This is a genomic window from Pelagimonas phthalicica, from assembly GCF_004364805.1.
Classification (GTDB): Bacteria; Pseudomonadota; Alphaproteobacteria; order Rhodobacterales; family Rhodobacteraceae; genus Pelagimonas; species Pelagimonas phthalicica.
The window spans coordinates 244,087-261,025 of record NZ_SOAP01000003.1; the positions used below are offsets into that span (position 1 = coordinate 244,087).

At 58.4% G+C, this 16,939-nt stretch carries 19 protein-coding genes; 8 read left to right on the forward strand and 11 right to left on the reverse strand.

Annotated features, from left to right (window positions below; all coding sequences use genetic code 11):
• Window positions 1–14: 14 nt before the first annotated feature.
• The gene (locus CLV87_RS19305; RefSeq protein WP_235871995.1) at window positions 15–536 is read left to right on the forward strand and encodes a YdcF family protein; all 522 of its coding nucleotides are present in this window, start codon (window positions 15–17) and stop codon (window positions 534–536) included.
• A 2-nt stretch (window positions 537–538) separates the two neighbouring features.
• Here the strand turns inward: CLV87_RS19305 and CLV87_RS19310 are convergent, their stop codons facing one another.
• Both CLV87_RS19310 and CLV87_RS19315 read right to left on the reverse strand, forming a co-directional pair.
• A complete protein-coding gene (locus tag CLV87_RS19310; protein WP_099248801.1) occupies window positions 539–919 on the reverse strand; it encodes a hypothetical protein in 381 nt (126 codons plus the stop codon).
• A gap of 91 nt (window positions 920–1,010) precedes the next feature.
• The gene (locus CLV87_RS19315) at window positions 1,011–1,442 is read right to left on the reverse strand and encodes a DUF1489 family protein (protein ID WP_099249360.1); all 432 of its coding nucleotides are present in this window, start codon (window positions 1,440–1,442) and stop codon (window positions 1,011–1,013) included.
• A 213-nt stretch (window positions 1,443–1,655) separates the two neighbouring features.
• On the opposite strand from CLV87_RS19315, the gene CLV87_RS19320 reads away from it, so the two are divergent.
• From CLV87_RS19320 to CLV87_RS19340, 5 genes are all read left to right on the forward strand, one after another.
• The gene (locus CLV87_RS19320) at window positions 1,656–2,804 is read left to right on the forward strand and encodes an amidohydrolase (protein ID WP_176556052.1); all 1,149 of its coding nucleotides are present in this window, start codon (window positions 1,656–1,658) and stop codon (window positions 2,802–2,804) included.
• A gap of 260 nt (window positions 2,805–3,064) precedes the next feature.
• On the forward strand, window positions 3,065–3,538 hold the full coding sequence (locus CLV87_RS19325) for a phosphoribosyl-AMP cyclohydrolase (protein WP_099248803.1): 474 nt from the start codon (window positions 3,065–3,067) through the stop codon (window positions 3,536–3,538).
• 41 nt (window positions 3,539–3,579) lie between these two features.
• On the forward strand, window positions 3,580–4,245 hold the full coding sequence (locus tag CLV87_RS19330) for a DUF1007 family protein (RefSeq protein WP_166652798.1): 666 nt from the start codon (window positions 3,580–3,582) through the stop codon (window positions 4,243–4,245).
• On the forward strand, window positions 4,236–5,270 hold the full coding sequence (locus CLV87_RS19335; RefSeq protein ID WP_099248807.1) for a nickel/cobalt transporter: 1,035 nt from the start codon (window positions 4,236–4,238) through the stop codon (window positions 5,268–5,270). The genes CLV87_RS19330 and CLV87_RS19335 overlap by 10 nt, the downstream gene beginning before the upstream one ends.
• A gap of 200 nt (window positions 5,271–5,470) precedes the next feature.
• Window positions 5,471–6,628, forward strand: coding sequence for an iron-containing alcohol dehydrogenase (locus tag CLV87_RS19340; protein WP_099248809.1), 1,158 nt, complete (start codon window positions 5,471–5,473; stop codon window positions 6,626–6,628).
• A gap of 56 nt (window positions 6,629–6,684) precedes the next feature.
• On the opposite strand, the gene CLV87_RS19345 is transcribed toward CLV87_RS19340, so the two are convergent.
• From CLV87_RS19345 to CLV87_RS19375, 7 genes are read right to left on the reverse strand one after another with little or no spacing between them, the layout of a single operon-like run.
• A complete protein-coding gene (locus CLV87_RS19345) occupies window positions 6,685–7,662 on the reverse strand; it encodes a fumarylacetoacetate hydrolase family protein (RefSeq protein WP_099248811.1) in 978 nt (325 codons plus the stop codon).
• Entirely contained in the window at window positions 7,663–8,238 is a 576-nt protein-coding gene (locus CLV87_RS19350) for an OsmC family protein (RefSeq protein WP_099248813.1), read from the reverse strand. It lies immediately after the preceding gene.
• Entirely contained in the window at window positions 8,235–9,170 is a 936-nt protein-coding gene (locus CLV87_RS19355) for a BKACE family enzyme (RefSeq protein ID WP_099249364.1), read from the reverse strand. Before CLV87_RS19355 ends, CLV87_RS19350 begins: the two co-directional genes overlap by 4 nt.
• A gap of 2 nt (window positions 9,171–9,172) precedes the next feature.
• The gene (locus CLV87_RS19360; protein WP_099248815.1) at window positions 9,173–9,943 is read right to left on the reverse strand and encodes a cyclase family protein; all 771 of its coding nucleotides are present in this window, start codon (window positions 9,941–9,943) and stop codon (window positions 9,173–9,175) included.
• An 8-nt stretch (window positions 9,944–9,951) separates the two neighbouring features.
• Window positions 9,952–11,262, reverse strand: a complete 1,311-nt coding sequence (locus CLV87_RS19365) for a TRAP transporter large permease (RefSeq protein WP_099248817.1) — start codon at window positions 11,260–11,262, stop codon at window positions 9,952–9,954.
• On the reverse strand, window positions 11,259–11,711 hold the full coding sequence (locus tag CLV87_RS19370; RefSeq protein ID WP_166652799.1) for a TRAP transporter small permease subunit: 453 nt from the start codon (window positions 11,709–11,711) through the stop codon (window positions 11,259–11,261). Before CLV87_RS19370 ends, CLV87_RS19365 begins: the two co-directional genes overlap by 4 nt.
• A gap of 60 nt (window positions 11,712–11,771) precedes the next feature.
• A complete protein-coding gene (locus tag CLV87_RS19375) occupies window positions 11,772–12,824 on the reverse strand; it encodes a C4-dicarboxylate TRAP transporter substrate-binding protein (RefSeq protein ID WP_099248821.1) in 1,053 nt (350 codons plus the stop codon).
• Window positions 12,825–12,899: 75 nt separating this feature from the next.
• Here CLV87_RS19375 and CLV87_RS19380 point away from each other — a divergent pair, with 75 nt between their 5' ends.
• Entirely contained in the window at window positions 12,900–13,841 is a 942-nt protein-coding gene (locus CLV87_RS19380; RefSeq protein ID WP_166652800.1) for a LysR family transcriptional regulator, read from the forward strand.
• 15 nt (window positions 13,842–13,856) lie between these two features.
• On the opposite strand, the gene CLV87_RS19385 is transcribed toward CLV87_RS19380, so the two are convergent.
• Both CLV87_RS19385 and CLV87_RS19390 read right to left on the reverse strand, forming a co-directional pair.
• A complete protein-coding gene (locus CLV87_RS19385; protein WP_099248825.1) occupies window positions 13,857–14,729 on the reverse strand; it encodes an amidohydrolase family protein in 873 nt (290 codons plus the stop codon).
• On the reverse strand, window positions 14,726–15,727 hold the full coding sequence (locus CLV87_RS19390) for an ester cyclase (protein ID WP_099249366.1): 1,002 nt from the start codon (window positions 15,725–15,727) through the stop codon (window positions 14,726–14,728). The genes CLV87_RS19385 and CLV87_RS19390 overlap by 4 nt, the downstream gene beginning before the upstream one ends.
• A gap of 136 nt (window positions 15,728–15,863) precedes the next feature.
• On the opposite strand from CLV87_RS19390, the gene CLV87_RS19395 reads away from it, so the two are divergent.
• Complete coding sequence (locus CLV87_RS19395) at window positions 15,864–16,919, forward strand: ABC transporter ATP-binding protein (protein ID WP_099248827.1); 1,056 nt, start codon at window positions 15,864–15,866, stop codon at window positions 16,917–16,919.
• Window positions 16,920–16,939: the final 20 nt, after the last annotated feature.

The following is a 16,939-nucleotide window of genomic DNA, read 5'->3' on the forward strand; positions in this document are numbered from 1 at the left end:
TGGGCAATGCACAGATGCTGTGTTTATCTGCGGATATGGAAGAGGATTTGAATAAGCGGCCGGTGGCCATTGTGCTTGGGGCGGCGGTCTGGCCCGATGGTCGGCCCTCGCCGACCCTGCGCCGCCGCGCCTTGTACGCCGCCAAACTGTACCAGGCAGGTGAGGTTGGCACGATTATCGGCTCTGGCGGGCTGGGGCAGTACCCTCCGAGCGAGGCGGAGGTGATCGCGCGCCTATGTCGAGAGGCCGGGGTTCCGGCACCGGCAATCCTGCAAGAAGATCAAGCCTCCACCACCGAGGAGAACCTAAGGTTTTCCAAGGCGATGATGGCTGCGAACGGGTTTGAAACCGCCGTCATCGTGACCGACCGCTATCATGCGCCCCGTGCCAAGTTGGTGGCGCGACGTCTGGGCATTAGGGCTCGGGCAAGCTGCCCCGCAATGGCCGGGACAGCCTGGCACCGTGTGATTAAATCCTGGCTGCGCGAGATCCCGGCCTGTCTTTGGTATTTGCTGCGCGGCAAGGGGCAGGGCTAGGCTCAGTGCACCACACGCACATTCACATAGCGACCGCGCCCGCCGCTGCCATAGATGCGCACAAAAACCGTCGCGCCGCCATTGACCAGAATGCGCGCAGCAGAGGGTTCGATCGAACCATTCATGATCATCCGCTCCATAATGCCGCGATTTTCCATGCTGCCAAAGAACGGATCCCATTCATCACCCGCCTGGCTGATGCCAAAACGGTGGTAATTGGCGCGGTCCTGACGCAGCACTTGCCACGGCTCCGTCAGCCGCGCACCGCGGGAATTGTAGAGATCATCCTGCCCGATATAGGCGACATAGCTGCCGATCAGCTCATCTGCCTGCGCCAGTGTCGCCGCCATGCTCAGCACGGCCCCCATCAAAATGCGTTTCATGCTTCCCCTCTTTCCTCTCCAAAGCGTGTTTCCACGCGGTATTTTAGAGGGTTTGGGGTTAGCGGGCTTTGACGCCGGACAAAGATGAGCTCTAGATCACCCCAATCTCGGCCAAGGCTCCGGCCAGTTCGGCGGGAAGGGGCTCTTCATGACGGGCTGAGCTGCTGAGATCGGGCGGGGCGTCAGCGGGCGAGAGGTAACGCCAGCCCTGAAACGGGCGGCGTTGGGCGGTGGTGGTGCGAATGATCTCGGGGTCGAGGATAATGGCGCAGCGGCGAATGCCGTCTTCGCCGATGACCTCGTCCAGTCGCAAGACGCGCTGGCGGCATTGGATCACGCCTTTGATCACCCAATAGATCGAGCCACCGGCGAGGATCTCGGCCTCGCGTTTGGGCCACATGCGGGTGACATGGCGGGGCAGGCCATCTGGCAGCTCGGCCGCACGTTGCCTTTGCCAGTCTGCCAGGGTGTCCACGCTTTCCGAGCCGACGCTGAGTTTGATGAGATGCGTGAATTTGGTCATATATTTGCCTCTCATGGTGTCGGGGACCGCAGGATGTTGTGTAAACTAGCGCGGTTGGTCTGAGTCGGCAAATCACGCGTGTTCAAAATTGTTGGCGGGCGCCAAACAGGATCGCACCCTCGGGTCGGGCGTGAACCTCGGTCTCTCCAGGGGCTTGCGGATCACGCGCAGCAGATCCTAGGCTGCGAGGTGCACAGTATCCGGGACTTCTCCATGCACAAATTGACCGCAGATCAGATCACTTACCTCACCCAGCTGCGCCACACGTTGCATCGCCGCCCGGAAATTTCGGGTGAGGAGCGCGCGACGGCGGCGCGGATGGTGGCGGAGCTGGAGGAGCTTGGGGCGGATCGGATCTGGCAGGGGTTGGGTGGTCATGGCGTTGCGGCGGAGTTTCGTGGGGCAGGGGATGGCCCGACTGTTTTGCTGCGATGTGAGTTGGACGGGTTGCCGATACAGGAGATTTCGGACCTGCCCTATCGGTCTGAGGTTGCGGGCAAGGGGCATCTTTGCGGGCATGATGGGCATATGGTGTCGCTGCTTGGGGTGGCGATGGGGCTGGCCAAACGGCCCAAACGCGGGCGGGTGATCTTGCTGTTCCAACCAGCTGAGGAAACCGGGGCGGGCGCACAGGCGGTGATTGACGATCCGCGCTGGCCCGAGATCCGGCCTGATTTTGCCTTTGCCTATCATAATGTGCCCGGCTGGCCCTTGGGACAGGTCGGGTTGCGCGATGCGGTTGCCAATTGCGCCTCGCGTGGGTTGCAGATCAATTTGGAGGGCAAAAGCTCGCACGCGGCGGCCCCCGAAGACGGGCTGTCGCCGGGGCCTGCCATGGCGGATCTGATGGTGGCCCTGCCCGCCTTGGGGGAGGGGCAGATTGGCGACGATAATTTTGCCTTGTCGACCCTAACCCATGCCCGGTTGGGCGAGGCCTGTTTCGGCATTGCCCCGGCTTTGGGCGAGCTGCGGGTCACCTTGCGCTCGATGACCAATGCGCGAATGGGGGTGATGATCTCAGAGGCTGAGGCGGCACTGACCAAGTCACAGGGGGAGCTGCAGGTCAGGACCTCTTGGCATGATGTGTTCCATGCGGTGGAAAATGACAGAGCTGCCATGGCGGTGGCGCGCCGTGTTTTGGTCGATCTCGGGATGGACAGCCAAGAGATGCAGGCACCCATGCGCTGGTCCGAAGATTTTGGACGCTTTGGAGAAGATGGTGCGCAGGCAGCGCTGCTTTTCATCGGCTCGGGGATTGACCAGCCGCAATTGCACAATCCGGACTATGATTTTCCAGATGCGCTTGTCCCGGTGGTCACAGAGCTTTGGACCGCCCTGGTTGCAGATATCTTGGGAGAGTGAGCGGCCAAGGGCGGAATTCTGCCGGATAAGCGGACCGTTCTTGTGAGGAATTTCTGTTATAATATAACTCTCTCAGAGTCTGATCCAAATGAGGAACAAGGAGTGCCTTTGCCATTTTTCCGATAAAATCCCTGAAATTATCTATAGTTTGGTGAGAAAAATCGATTTTCGCCAACTGTTATCGCCAGCATGCCTTGCCTAAAGGGGCGGTTGACGCCAAATAGCCTGTCAACGCGCTCAAAACTGGAAAGGACACGACAATGCCCATTACCGAAGCAGAGATGACGGCAGCCCGCGACATTTGGGGAGCTGGGTTGGTTGCAATTTCAAAAGCCGACAAAGAGAGCGGCATTGACGCAGCCCGAGACACTGCCAAAAAGTTTTTGACCGAGGTTTACGGCTTTGATCTGGGCCCTGTTCTGTTTAAACCAACCCTTGCAAGCGGTGACCAAACATTCCGGCCGACTTTTGAGGGTGCATTGGCGTATTATATTGGCGAAGAGCCGACATACCCCAATGACCAAGGTTTCGGACGATTGGGCTGGGTCAAGTGGGAGCACATCACGGCGACCAGCTTTATCGACGGTGACATTGCGTTGTGGGCGGGCGGTTTCAAGCTCTTTAATGCTGAGGGTGCAATGACCCAGGTCGACAAAAGCTTTGGCTACAAAAAGGACGAGGACGGCGTGTTGCGCATTGTGCTGCACCATTCGTCTTTGCCATATCAGCCCTAATGAATCAGCAGGCGCGGACAGGCATATCATTTGGGGCGGCTTTGGGCCGGATCACTAAACATTGCTGTTCCGCGCTTGCCACTCTGGTGGCGGCGGTCGGGTTTTCGACCCCCGCCTTGGCCCATCCGCATGTGTTCATTGACGGCGGGGTCGATTTCCGCTTTGGGCCGGATCGGCAGTTGGAAGCGTTGGAAATCACCTGGATCTATGATCCGTTTGAAACGCTCTACATGCTGGCCGAAAATGAGATGATGCTGAACGCTGATGGCGGGCTGGATGAGGCTGACCGTCAGGAGTTGCAGCGCCGGCTTGCCGAATTTCCCCCGGATTTTGATGGCTCGGCCCATTTGGGCGCGGGCGGGGCCATGCAGGTTTTGGCCTGGCCAGAGAACACCCGAGTCGATGTTGTCGATGGGCGGCTGCACATGCGCTTTACCCGCCGTCTTGAAACGCCGATTTCCGCGGTGGGGGACGCGGTAGACGTGGCGTTCTATGAATCCACCTATTTCTTTGATTTCAGTCTGACAGAAGCGCCAAAACTGATTGGCGCGGCTGAGGGATGCACGGCCAAGGTCGCTTTGTTTGACCCAAACAGCCAAGATCGCGCCTTGCTGGATGTGCTGGCCAAGCTCAGCCGCGAGGAAACATCGGATATTGAAAATGTCGGGTCCTATTTTGCGGATAGGATTAGCGTCACATGCGATTGATCCTGGTGCTTTTGGTCTTGGTCGGGGCCGGTTTGGCGGTCTATGCGCTGGTTGATGCACAGGCGATTGCGCAATGGGCGCGGGACAATCAGCGCGCGGTTCAGGGCCAGATGGCCGGAGCCATTCGCGCCATTCGTGCCGGAGATCTGGGGGCCATGTTGGCCCTGTTCGTCGCGGCGGGGGCCTATGGGTTTTTCCATGCGGTCGGGCCCGGCCATGGCAAGGCGCTGATCGGTGGGGTGGGGCTGAGCACCTCGGTCAGCGCGCGGCGGCTTTTGTCGCTGTCGGTGGTTTCAAGCCTGGCGCAATCAATCTGGGCGATTATCATCGTTTATGGTGGGTTCTGGCTTTTGGATGTCTCGGCCCGCAGCATGACCAACCTAGCCGAAACCATTCTGGCCCCGGCCAGCTATTTGGCGATTGCGGCGGTTGGCGGGTTTATGATCTGGCGCGGGGCGCGGTTGTTGCGCGGCCAGTTGAAAGTTGCGCCAAAGGGCCCAAGCGCGCCGGTATCGTTGGAAGCCGTGGGGACACATTCCGAAGCTTTCATGCCGCAATTCGGCTTGCGACTGGCGCAGGAATTTACGCGAAAATCAGGCGGGCAGGGCGGTGTCACCAGCGGGTCCTTTCGGATGTTTGCCGACCCGGAGGAGGCGTGTGACTGCGGTCATGCGCATGGCCCGACGCTGGCCCAGGTCAGCAATCTGACATCCTGGCGGGACACGGTTGCCCTGGTGGGCAGTATCGCCATCCGTCCCTGTACCGGGGCGATTTTCCTGCTGGTCATTGCCTGGCAAATGCAGCTGTTTTGGATCGGCGCAGCAGCGGCGATGATCATGGGGCTGGGTACGGCGCTGTTCACCAGCGTTGTGGCCGTGTCCAGCGTGGCCGCGCGGACCATGACCTTTTTGTCGGCAGGCCGGTTCGGCACGCTGCAACTGGTGGTGCCGGTGGTGCAGGTGCTGGTCGGCGGCCTGGTCCTTTGGCTCAGCCTGACGCTGTTTGTTCAGGCAGGCGGGTTTTAGGGGCCTGCTGCCCTCAATTGTTTCCTGACCCTATGGCCGGGCGCCGTGGTTACGTAACGTCCTGAGCGTTTTAATCCGATTGCGCTGGTGCGCGGCGCGGATCGCGACAACTGTTGTCGCAGACGGGCGTGTTTCTGGCCAGGCTGGGCGACACAAATAATCGAACAAGACTTTTTCAGGACGTTAACAGGGGGGACGCTATGCAGACTTTCAATATGGGCAAGACGCCACCGGTAACCTTCGGAGCTGGGCGCATCAAAAAGGTGGCGGATCTGGTGACAGGTCTGGGCGGCGGCCCTGTTTTAGTGGTTTGCGACGCTGCACTGGTGGAGTTCGGTGTCGTGGACAAGCTGACCGCAGGGCTGGATGCCGGGGGGATCGAGCAAGTGGTCGCCGCTGAAGTTGCGGGCGAGCCCAAGGAAACCCTTGTTGACGATCTATGCGCCCGTGCCCGGGATGCCGGGGCACAATGTGTTATTGGCTTGGGCGGCGGCGCTGCGATGGACACGGCCAAGTTGGTTGCGACCATCGCCAAGGCGGACAAACCCGCGCGCTATTACGCCTTGGCGGCCAAACCCTTGCCCAAAGATCGGCTGCCCTCCATTGCGATCCCCACCACCGCTGGCACCGGGTCCGAGGTCACGCGCACCTCAATCGTTTCCACCCCCGAGGGCGTCAAGAACTGGTATTGGGGCGAAGAGCTGGCCTTTGCCCAGGCGGTGCTGGACCCGGAACTGACGCTGAGCTTGCCGCCCTTCTTGACCGCCTGGACCGGGATCGACGCCGTGGCCCACGCCCTAGAGGGCGCAACCGCCAAGACCACCAGCCCGGCAGGTGTGCTTTATGGTTTGGAGGCCCTGCGCATCCTGTCCAAGGATCTGCCGCGCGCCGTGGCGGATGGCAGCGATATCGAGGTGCGAGGCCGCGTCTTGTGGGCCAGCATGCTGGCCGGTCTGGCGCTGCATAATTGTAATACGCATATGGGCCATAATATCAGCCATGCGCTTGGCTCTCTGGCCCCGATCCATCATGGGCGCGCCACGGGGCTTGCGCTTGAAGTGTCCTTGCCTTGGCTGGTCCAGCGCGCTGAGGGGGCTGATCTTTATGCTGCCGCATCCTTGGCGATGGGCGGCGCAGAGGAGGCCGCGGCCTTGCCCGAGGTCTTTGCCGCATTCATGCGCGAAATCGGCATCGCCCGCGCCCTGCCTGAAAGCTGCAAAGACCTAAACGCCGCAGAGATCGCCGAGGCGATGAAGAGCGAGGCCAATTTCTCCATGTCACAAAACGCCGCCTGCCCGATCAGCCGCGAGGATCTGGACGAAATGGCAGGGTTTGTGGCGGCTTTGCCGATTGAATAACCGGTTGGGATTTGTCAACAAAGCCCGGTGGCGGGGTGCTGCCACCGGGCGCGGGCTTAGACCCCGGTAGCCTTTACTAGTTGAATACTCTGGTCGATCGCGCCGAAAATATCGTTGCCCTCCGGCCCCTGCGCGGACATCGTGACGCGGTCACCTTCGGTCAGAAAGGGCGTTTCGCTGGTTCCGGTTTCGATCAATTCGATGGCGCGGCGTTCGGCGATGCAACTTGAACCCATCTCGGCATAGTTTGCATTGGCCACAGTCCCGGAGCCAAGGATCGTTCCGGCGGGCAAATCGCGCGAATAGGCGGCATGGGCGATCAGCTCGTCAAAACCGAATTTCATTTGCGCGCCATTTGCTTTCCCAAACTCCTGGCCATTGCGGTGGATGTTGAGCGGTAGGCCAACCCGCCCGTCACGCCAAGCGCTGCCCAGCTCATCCGGGGTAACCGCGAAAGGTGCGATTGAGCAAGCAGGCTTGCATTGCAACCAACCAAACCCGGTGGCCATTTCAATGGGGCCAAGAGCGCGCAGGCTCCAATCATTGATCAGGACGATGAGGCGGACATATTGAAGCGCGTCCTTTGCAGATGTGCCCATGGGAACGTCCCCCAGGATCACGCCGAATTCACCTTCGAAGTCGATACCGTCCTCAGCAGAGGGGAAGATGGCGGTTTGTGTCGGAGCAAGGAAACGGTCAGACAGGCCCTGATACATCAATGGGCGGTCGGGCAGGCCCGTCACTGGCATGCCCCAAGCCTGTTGGATCAACAGCGCATGGGTCTCAAAGGCAGACCCATCCAGCCATTGAACCGCACGCGGAAAAGGGGCCAGAGCCTGGTTTGGCGCAAAAGGTTCACCGCTGTCTTCGACCGCGCGCGACAGGGTTTGGAGGTCGGGAAGGATTGCGTCCCACCGCTCCATCGCCTCTTGAAGCGTTTTGACGGCGTCAACTGGTAAGGCACGTTTGCCGTCCTGGCTGACCACATGAAGGTGCCCATCGCGGGTCTCGTTTGCGAGCGTGACAAGTCTCATTCAGACCTCAACCCCATTCTCTGTTCCATTGATGAAAACACGCGTGCTGGTCGGCACTGCTGTGGCGACAGTGGCAATCGCCATGCAGGCATCGCGACTAACCCGGATTAGGTTTTCCAGTTTTTCCGGTGGTTCAGGGCTGTCTATGATCACATGAGCGGTGTAAGCGTCGCACTGGCCCGCGCCCTGCTGACCCTGATCCGGCTCTGGGGGCAGGGTGCCATATTCGGCGCGGATCTCGACCTTGATCTTGTCGATCTGCATGGGGGCTTTGTGAAGGTAGCCCTGGATATGCGTCAGCAAACAAAAGGCCACCCCCATGATCAGGTAACCCAAAGGTGATGGCGCTGCATCATCGCCCCCCATGGCCGTGCCTTCGTCACAGAGCACCTCCCACGAGCTGTAATCGGCGCGCGGGCTGATGATCACCCCGCGTTTGGACTGACCAGGCCCCGGTTCGGCCATAACCTCATAGGCAAAGCGGATAGGTTCGCCCGGCGTGATAACCGGTTTTGGAAAAGGGGGCATGGTGGCCAGATCGGGTTTGGATGCTGCGCGGGTGACGATTTGGGTCATGTCTCGGCTCCGATCCGGGTATTGGCCTTGCCCTTGAGACCCAGGATTGCCCGGGCCTCGTCGGGGGAGGCGATTTGATTGCCCTGGAGTTCCAGGATTTTGCGGATTTTGTCGACTTGCTCTGCGTTTGATCGCGCCAGTTTTCCACGTTCGATGAACAGGGAATCCTCAAGCCCGACCCGCACATGCCCACCCATTTGCGCCGCCACCGCGGCCAGGCGCATTTGCTGGCTGCCAGCCGCCAGAACCGACCACTGATAAGAAGAGCCAAACAGCCGGTCGGCGGTTCGTTTGAGGTGGAGCAATTGGTCGATATCCGCCCCAATGCCGCCCAGCACCCCCATGACAAACTGTACAAAGATCGGAGCCTGAAAGAGGCCCTGATCAAGGCAGAATTTCAGATTGTAGAGATGGCCGACATCGTAACATTCATGTTCATAACGAACACCTGTGGGGCTCAGGAGCGTCGCAATCTCGCGGATATCTTTGAAGGTGTTGCGAAAAACATTGTCTTCGGTGCCGCGCAAATAGGGCTCTTCCCAATCCTCTTTCCAGTCTGTGTAGCGATCCGCCAGCGGGTGCAGCGCAAAGTTGATCGAGCCCATATTAAGCGAACACATCTCGGGTTCGTAATGCTGCGCGGCCTTCAGTCGATCCTTGACGGACATGTCCGGAGAGCCGCCGGTGGTCAGGTTCAGGACGGCATTGGTTTGCGAAAACAGCGAAGGCAAGAAGGGGTCGAAATGTTCGACAGCACCTGACGGCGCACCATTTTTAGGATTGCGCGTATGCAGGTGCAAGATGGACGCGCCCGCATCGGCGGCCTCTTTGGCCGAGGCACCGATGCTTTCGGGTGTGACCGGTAGGGCGTCCGACATGGTTGGCGTGGCAATGCCGCCCGTGACGGCGCAGGTAATAATGGTTTTGGCCATGGTCAGTCCTTCAGCACAGCAACTGGCCGACACCATCCGGCGCTTGCGGCCTTGATGCTGACGGGAAAGCAAATAACCTCAAAACCTGTGCTGGGCAGGCTTTCCAGATTTCCCAGTTTTTCCATATGCATATACAAGCGGTCGATCCCGGCGCGGTGCCCTTCCCAGATCAGGGAGGCATCTCCGGTTTCTGCCACCCGCCGGGCGGTGTGAACAAAGGGCGCGTCCCAGCTCCAGGCATCCGTGCCCGTTATTTTCACACCGCGTTCGGACAGGTAATTTGTTGCCGCGCGCCCGATCCCGCATCCGGTAGCCACATAATGAGGTTCGCCATAGGCCGCGCCTGCCGCGGTGTTCACCAACACGATATCACCGGGTGACAGTGCATGTCCGATGCGATCCAGCTCTTGTTCCACATCCTCTGGCGTGGCGACATAACCATCGTCGAAATGGCGAAAGTCGAGCTTGACTCCCGTGCCCCAGCACCATTCCAGCGGCACTTCGTCAATCGTGATGGCGCGCTTTCCGCCATCCATGGTCGAGTGAAAGTGATAGGGCGCATCCAGATGGGTGCCGTTATGCGTGGACAGGGTCACGCTTTCAACAGCCCAGCCTTCGCCTCCGGGCAATTGATCACGCGAGACACCAGGGAAAAACCCAAGCAGCTGATTGGCGGTTTGCTCGTGGTTCATATAGGTGATCTGAGGGCCCAGCCCGGGGGGATCGGCATAGTCCGTGTTTTCCAACGGGCGCGCGAGGTCGACAAGTTTCATGGCATTTCCTATCGGCCTAATAGGCCAGTTGCGAGGGGCGGGAACAGGATGACCAGAGCGAGGCAGACAACCATCATCAGGGCAAAGGGCGCAGCGCCGATGAAAATGTCCTTGAGCGCGATTTCCGGATCATCCAGCGAAGCTTTGATGACATAGACCGATATGCCAAACGGCGGCGTGAGCAGGCCGATTTCCACTGCAATAACGGTAATGATGCCGAACCAGACCAGATCGACATTCAGGGCCGTCACAACCGGCAACATCAACGGCACGAGGATCAGCATGATCGAGCCACTGTCGAGGATCATCCCCAAGAGGATCACCACAAGGCAATATAACAGGAGTATGCCCAAGACGGTCAGATCAGCGGAGGCAACATAAGCCCCAAAGCCAGCAGGCACCCCCGAAAAGGCCAGCATGCGGGAATACATTTGCGCGGCGATCAGCAAGAAACAGATGGCCGCCGTGATCATGCCGGTTTCAACCAGCACGCGCCACAAAGCAGACAGAGACAAGCGTCGTTTCAAGATGCCGATCAGGAAAGCCCCGGCGGTTCCGATTGCCCCCGCCTCAACCGGGGTAAAGAAACCGGCATAGATCCCACCCAGAACAAGACCGATCAGAACAACGATGGGCAGGCCTTTGTTGAGCAGATCGGTTCCAGAATAGGTCTCGCCGGAGTCACCAAGATTGCGACCGACAAAGCCCGGCGAATAGATCGCCATCAGGATCGTGCCGAGCCCAAAAAGCACAGCCAGAACAAGCCCCGGACCGAGCCCCGCCAGAAAGAGGTCTCCGATACTTTGCTCGGTCAACAATCCGTAAAGGATCAGCAGCAGAGACGGGGGGATCAGCATCCCCAGCACCGAGCTGCCTGCCACGACGCCAACGGAAAAGCGGGTTTCATAGCCATGCCGCCGGAGTTCAGGCACAGCGATTTTGGTGAAAACGGCGGCGGATGCGATGGAAATTCCTGTGATTGCCGCGAAAATCGTATTGGCTGCAATCGTGCCAACGCCCAGACCGCCTTTGATGCGTTTGAACATGGCATTTGCGACGTCAAAAGCGTCGCGGCCCATGCCGCTTTCAGAGACAAGAAAGCCCATCAGGACAAACACCGGCACGACGCCGAAAAAATAGCTGGAAATCGCGTCATTCGCCGCCAACCCCAGCATTTTGGCCGCCAGCAGGGCGTTGCCCTTGATGGCCCAGACGCCGACAAAGGAACACAGGATCAAAGCGATGGGGATGTAGAGCCCGCAGATTGCCAGTCCACCCATCGCAAGCAGGCTGAGAATCCCGATGTCAAAGGGTGTCATCGCGCCTCCTCCATCGCGCGCCGCAGGGGGCGGGCCAGAAACTGAAGCAGCAAAAGCACCGCCCCCGTTAGAATGGCCAGTTTCACCGGCCAGGTCGGAAACGTCACATTGCCGACAGAGCCGACGAAATCCCCGCGCTCGATAGAGCGAATTAGGATCGGCCAATGCGCATAGATCAACGTGCCGATGACAAGCGCCCCCAAAAGCTCGAACCCGGTTTCCAACCAGCGCGCTAGTGTCGGGCTGTTCTGATGCAACCAGTTGATCAACCCGTCCGAACGCGTTAGGCGGCCGGATTTGAAGGCTTGCGGGACTTGCAGAAACACGATCGCAACAATCGACAAGGACACCATCTCGGGCACACCTGGCAGAGGTGCGCCCAGGGTTTCACGCCCGAGCACGTCAACGCAGATGATCACGACCAGGCCGATGATCAGCGCTGTGCCCAAAATGTTTGCCCCCTGCGTGGCCCAATCAAGCAGGCGGAGGGCCCGTGAGAACAGGCGCACTTACTCTTGGTCCCAATTGCGCAACGGGGTCGCGCCAGCTGCGCGCATCCTGTCCATATAAAGCGTCATGATATCGCTGCCGCCCTTGCCCTGGCCATCCAGGTTTGCGGCCCAAGTCGCGGCGGCATTATCCATGCCATTGGCCCAGGCCGCGCGCATCTCATCGCTTGCGGCGGTGACGGAGGCTCCGGCCTCCTGCATTTTGGAATAGGCCAGGGTCACAAACCCTTCGAGGTCGGAGAGATACCAATCCATTGCGTCATCCGCAGCCCCGGTAAACGCGGCCTGAACATCGGCATCCAGCCCGTCCCACCAATCCTTGTTGGCGCAAATGGCCCCGGCAAATTGGGCACCCAGACCAAATTGGGTGATGTGCGGCGCGACTTCGAACAGTTTGCCGGGAAATGCCGCTGAGGCAAAGACAATGACGCCGTCATACACACCGGTTTGCAATTCGTTGTAGTAGGTTGTCAGGTTGCCTTGCACGCCGACTGCGCCAGTGCCCGACAGCCAGTTGATCGCCGGGCCGGGGGCGGCAATTTTGCGCCCATCCAGATCGGCCAGGCTTTCGACGGGAAAGTTGGTCATCAGAAGGTAATCATCAATCGCGGTCGGCGACCCGATATAAACAACGTTGTTTTCAGTATAAGCCTCGGTCATCCGCGGGTCGTTGCGGTGCAAATCATGGATCACATCCGTAACCAGCCGCACATCATCGCTGACAAATGGGGTGTAATAGGTGACGTTTTGCACGGCGAGTTTTGCCGGATCAAAAAGCGAGGAACATACGCCAAGTTCAGCAAGCCCGGCCTCGACCGCCTCAAGCTCTTCGCCCACGCCGGCAATCGCACCACCATATTGTTCCGACGCCGTCAGGCCATGGCCCAGCTGTTCAAGCGCGGCTGTTGCACTTGGCAGGAACGCTTCTGGGAATTGCTTGACCCAGCGAAAGACGGGCGGATGCCCGGCTGCGATCGTCACGTTGAAATTCTCGGCAGAAGCCGCAGAAGCGCAGGCCAACAAGGCCGCTGCGCAGACAGCGCGTTTTTTCATAGTATCCTCCCATGCGGGCCGCAGAACTGGCCCGCCATAATGCTAAGCCGCAATGTGCAATCAGCAAAATTGATAATGAAACTTACAGCCATTGATGCTATCGATGCCCTTATGCATCTCGAAAAACTTGACCTTAACCTGCTGGTCGCCATCGAAGCGCTGATGCGGCGTAGGAGTGTGACTGCGGCCGCCGAAGAGCTGAACCTGACCCAATCCGCCATGAGCGGCGCATTGAAACGTGCCCGCCAGCATTTTGACGATGATCTGTTTTTCTATGACGGCCAATCGATGGTCTCCACCGCGTTTGGCCGCGTGCTGGAACAGCAGATCCCGGATGTGGTGACGCAATTGCGGGCACTGGCCCGGATGCGGGCGACCAGCAATCTGGCAACGTTGAACCGCTGTTTTACGATCATCGCGTCCGACTATATTTCTGCCGTTTTTCTGTCGGCGCTCTCGAAACACCTGGAAAAAATCGCGCCGCATGTGTCCCTGTCGGTGATGCCCTATACGCGCGAAGCCATTCGCCAGTTCAAAAGCGGTGTTGTCGATTTCTTGATTGGTCCCGACTTTTCGATCGAGGAAGGTTACAACGCCGAGCCGCTATTGGATGACCACTTTAAATGCGTGCTTTGGAAGGAAAATGAGGCGCTGAAAACCGGCTTTACCGCTGAGGATTTCTTTGCCTCTTCCATGATCGTGACCAATTTCTTTTTGCAGAATGGCAAAAGCCATTTTGAGCGATGGCTGGAGGGGCAGACCGCGAATGTTCGCGTCGCCGCGTCTTTGCCAAGCTTTGTGGTGCTTCCCAGCTATATTGCGGGCACGCAGAACGTCGCCACCATACATGAGAGATTGGTGGCCCATATGAGTTGGTCCGATGAGTTGGTCTTTGTCGATCCGCCGGTCGATATCCCGGTGCTGCGTGAATATTTGGTGACCAACAAAAAGCATCCGTTTGACAAAGACGCGCAGCTTTTGGCCAAGGAAATGCATCAACTGGCAGGGCAGCTTTAGCTTAGGGTCAGGACGCTAAGCTAAGAGTTCATAAAATGCCGAAGCTGTTTCTTCGAAGACCATGTTATGCATTTCTTGCGGGACGATTGCCCGGTGGGTCTGAAACACTGTTGCATAGTCGGAATACAGGCTGTCGACCGGGAAGTTCGATCCGAACATGCAGCGGTCAGGGCCAAACTGGTCCAGACAGGTTTCGATAATTGGTCGGACATCATCGACTGTCCAATTGTGCTGGAACATCCCCAGCCCTGACAGCTTGCAGGTGACCTGGGGCAAGGTCGACAGGCTGTGCAATTTGGTTGACCAGTCGACAAGCCCTGCGCGGGTACGATCATGTGGACTGCCTGCATGACACAGGGCGATTTTCGTGTCCGGTGCCTGTTCCAAAACCTGTGCGGTCTGGTCCATCAACTCGGGGATCAGTTGCAGGTCAAATGATAAATTTCGTTGCCCAGCCAAACGCAGCCCTTCGAGAAAGCGTGGGTTGTCCAACAGATCGTTGGTGCCTGTCAACGCGTCTTCGCCGGGCGCGCGTCCAACGATTTGACGGACACCTCTGACCGTCGATAGCGTTTGAAATGCATCCAGTTGCGCATCCAGATCCGGCGCGGTCAGGTCACAAAACACCACCTGCGCCATAGGCCAGTCTGGTGTGGCATCAGCCACGGATTGAACCCATTTGGCCTCGGCCAACCCGTCTGCAGCGCCAACTTGTATGTGAACCGAGGCCAAGACCCCATGCGCGGCTGCATCCGCTCGAAATTCGCGCAACAGGTAGTCACGTTGGATCGGAAAGGGATTGCCGAAGAACCGCTCGACCCCTTTGGCCATCAGCCAAGGGTAATGAACCATCGCCAGGTCCCAGAGGTGATGATGGGCGTCAATCATTTGTCATCTCCGCCCTGCAACCGTTTTAGCACATCAAGCCCCTGAGACTTCCAGAAATGCAGCAGGTCGATGAAAATCCAGTTTTCCGCCAGCTTATCCCGGTCGCGGCGATAGATATCGATCACACGAAATTCACCGGCTTTACCGGTGGCGGGCCGTCCCATGAAGTCACCAGTCAGGCGGGCGGTGAAATTGGGCCAGCCAAAGAAACCACCATAAGCCCCTTCGGCCAGACGTGCGATGTGCTTGGTTTTGGATCGGTCCGAGAATGCAGCGCGGAACGGACCCGAATGTTGTTTGGCATAGCGTTGGATCGTGTAGGTGGCCCCGATCCCGGTGGGACCCCACCACAGCATGTCCTCGGCCCAGGTCTGGCGCAATTCGTCTTCCAGGCTCAGGCCGCTGTCCCACTGCCCCAAATCGCCAATCATACGGTTGATCAGGGCCAGAGTGTCCTTGCCGTCCTTCGCAGGTTGCGCGTCAATCAGCACACCGTCATGCGTCAATGGCCCGGGTTGCACCAATTGGGCGGCGGTTTGCTCTGGAAAGGGCATAACTCCGGCCTGCGCCATCAGGTGAGGTAGATCAAAATACATGGCCGTCTCAACGATCTTGTCCCCGTCGACACGGTGAAATTCGCAATAACGCAGCATGGCAATCTTGCCGGTCGCCGGTATGCCGCAAAACGCGTTGTCGAAAAGGCCCATCAGGTGCCCCATCGACACAACCCAGACAGTTGCGAAATTGTCCATCTGGTTGGTTCCGGAAAAGAAAATATCCTGTCGCCGCTGGAGCGCTGTCAGGCTGTGCCGCAGGGGCGACCAGAATTCGGTCGCAACCTGCCTGGGGCTGGTCATCTCGTTGAAGGGATGAAACCCGCGCCAGACAAAATTCGAACCGGCATATTTGCGCAAGACTTGCTCCTGATCCGCGTCCGGCGCGTCCAGTTCAGCATGGAATCGCTGGACCACAGCTTTGGCGTCCTGAGTCTTCTTCATAACTTTTCGTTTCCCGTCAGAGGCTTGTTTGTAAAAATGCATACGATTGCAAAAATATCTTGCCAAATTATTGCGGGCCAGTCTACGTTTTTGCATGCGTATGCAAAAATCTGATTCCAATGGGAGGGGAATCCGAATGGCCGAAATTCAGCTGCGAAATATCAGCAAGCGTTGGGGCAGCTTCGTCGGGGTGGAGAATTTCGACCTGACCATTGCGGACAAAGAATTTCTGGTGCTGCTGGGGCCTTCGGGCTGTGGCAAGACCACGACCATGCGCATGATTGCGGGACTGGAAGATGCGACCGAAGGCGACATCCTGGTTGATGGGACCAAGGTCAATGATCTCGAACCCAAAGATCGCGATGTGGCCATGGTTTTCCAGAGCTACGCGCTCTATCCGAACATGAATGTCTACGAAAACATTCGCTTTCCGCTGAAGGTTCGCGGGATTGACCCCAAAACCCATGACGAAAAGGTTCGCCGGGCCAGTGCCATGGTGGAACTGGACGATTTTCTGCATCGCAAACCGGCTGAACTTTCAGGGGGTCAGCGCCAACGTGTTGCCTTGGCCAGGGCCATCGTGCGCGAACCCAACGTCTTTTTGATGGATGAGCCCCTGTCGAACCTTGACGCGAAATTGCGTGTCTCGACCCGCGCGCAGATCAAAAACCTGTCTCACGAACTGGCTGTCACAACAATCTATGTGACCCATGACCAGATCGAGGCGATGACCCTTGCAGATCGCGTTGTCATCATGAAGCAGGGTGTGGTTCAACAGGTTGGTACGCCGGTCGAAATTTATGACCGTCCCGCCAATACCTTTGTCGCGAGTTTCATCGGCTCACCCGCCATGAACCTGATCGAAGGTTCGATCGAAAACGGTGTGTTCCGAGCAAAATATACCGAGGTTCACGGGCTGGACGCCCCCGACGGACCGATCACGTTAGGCTTTCGCGCGGAAGACGCCAGTGTTGTTCATGATGGGAGCAAAGGCGAAATCAACGCTCCGATCTATACACTGGAATTGCTGGGCGACAGCACCATGGTCTCGGTCCGTTTGGCCGGGCAGCTGGTGTCGGTCAAAGCCGACAAAACATTCCGTGCTGAAATCGACGATACCGTCTCGCTGCATATCCACACAGATCATTGCCACCTGTTTGATGCCAAAACAGGGGCGCGTTTGGGGGAATAACCCCACGTTTTTCCGTCGCA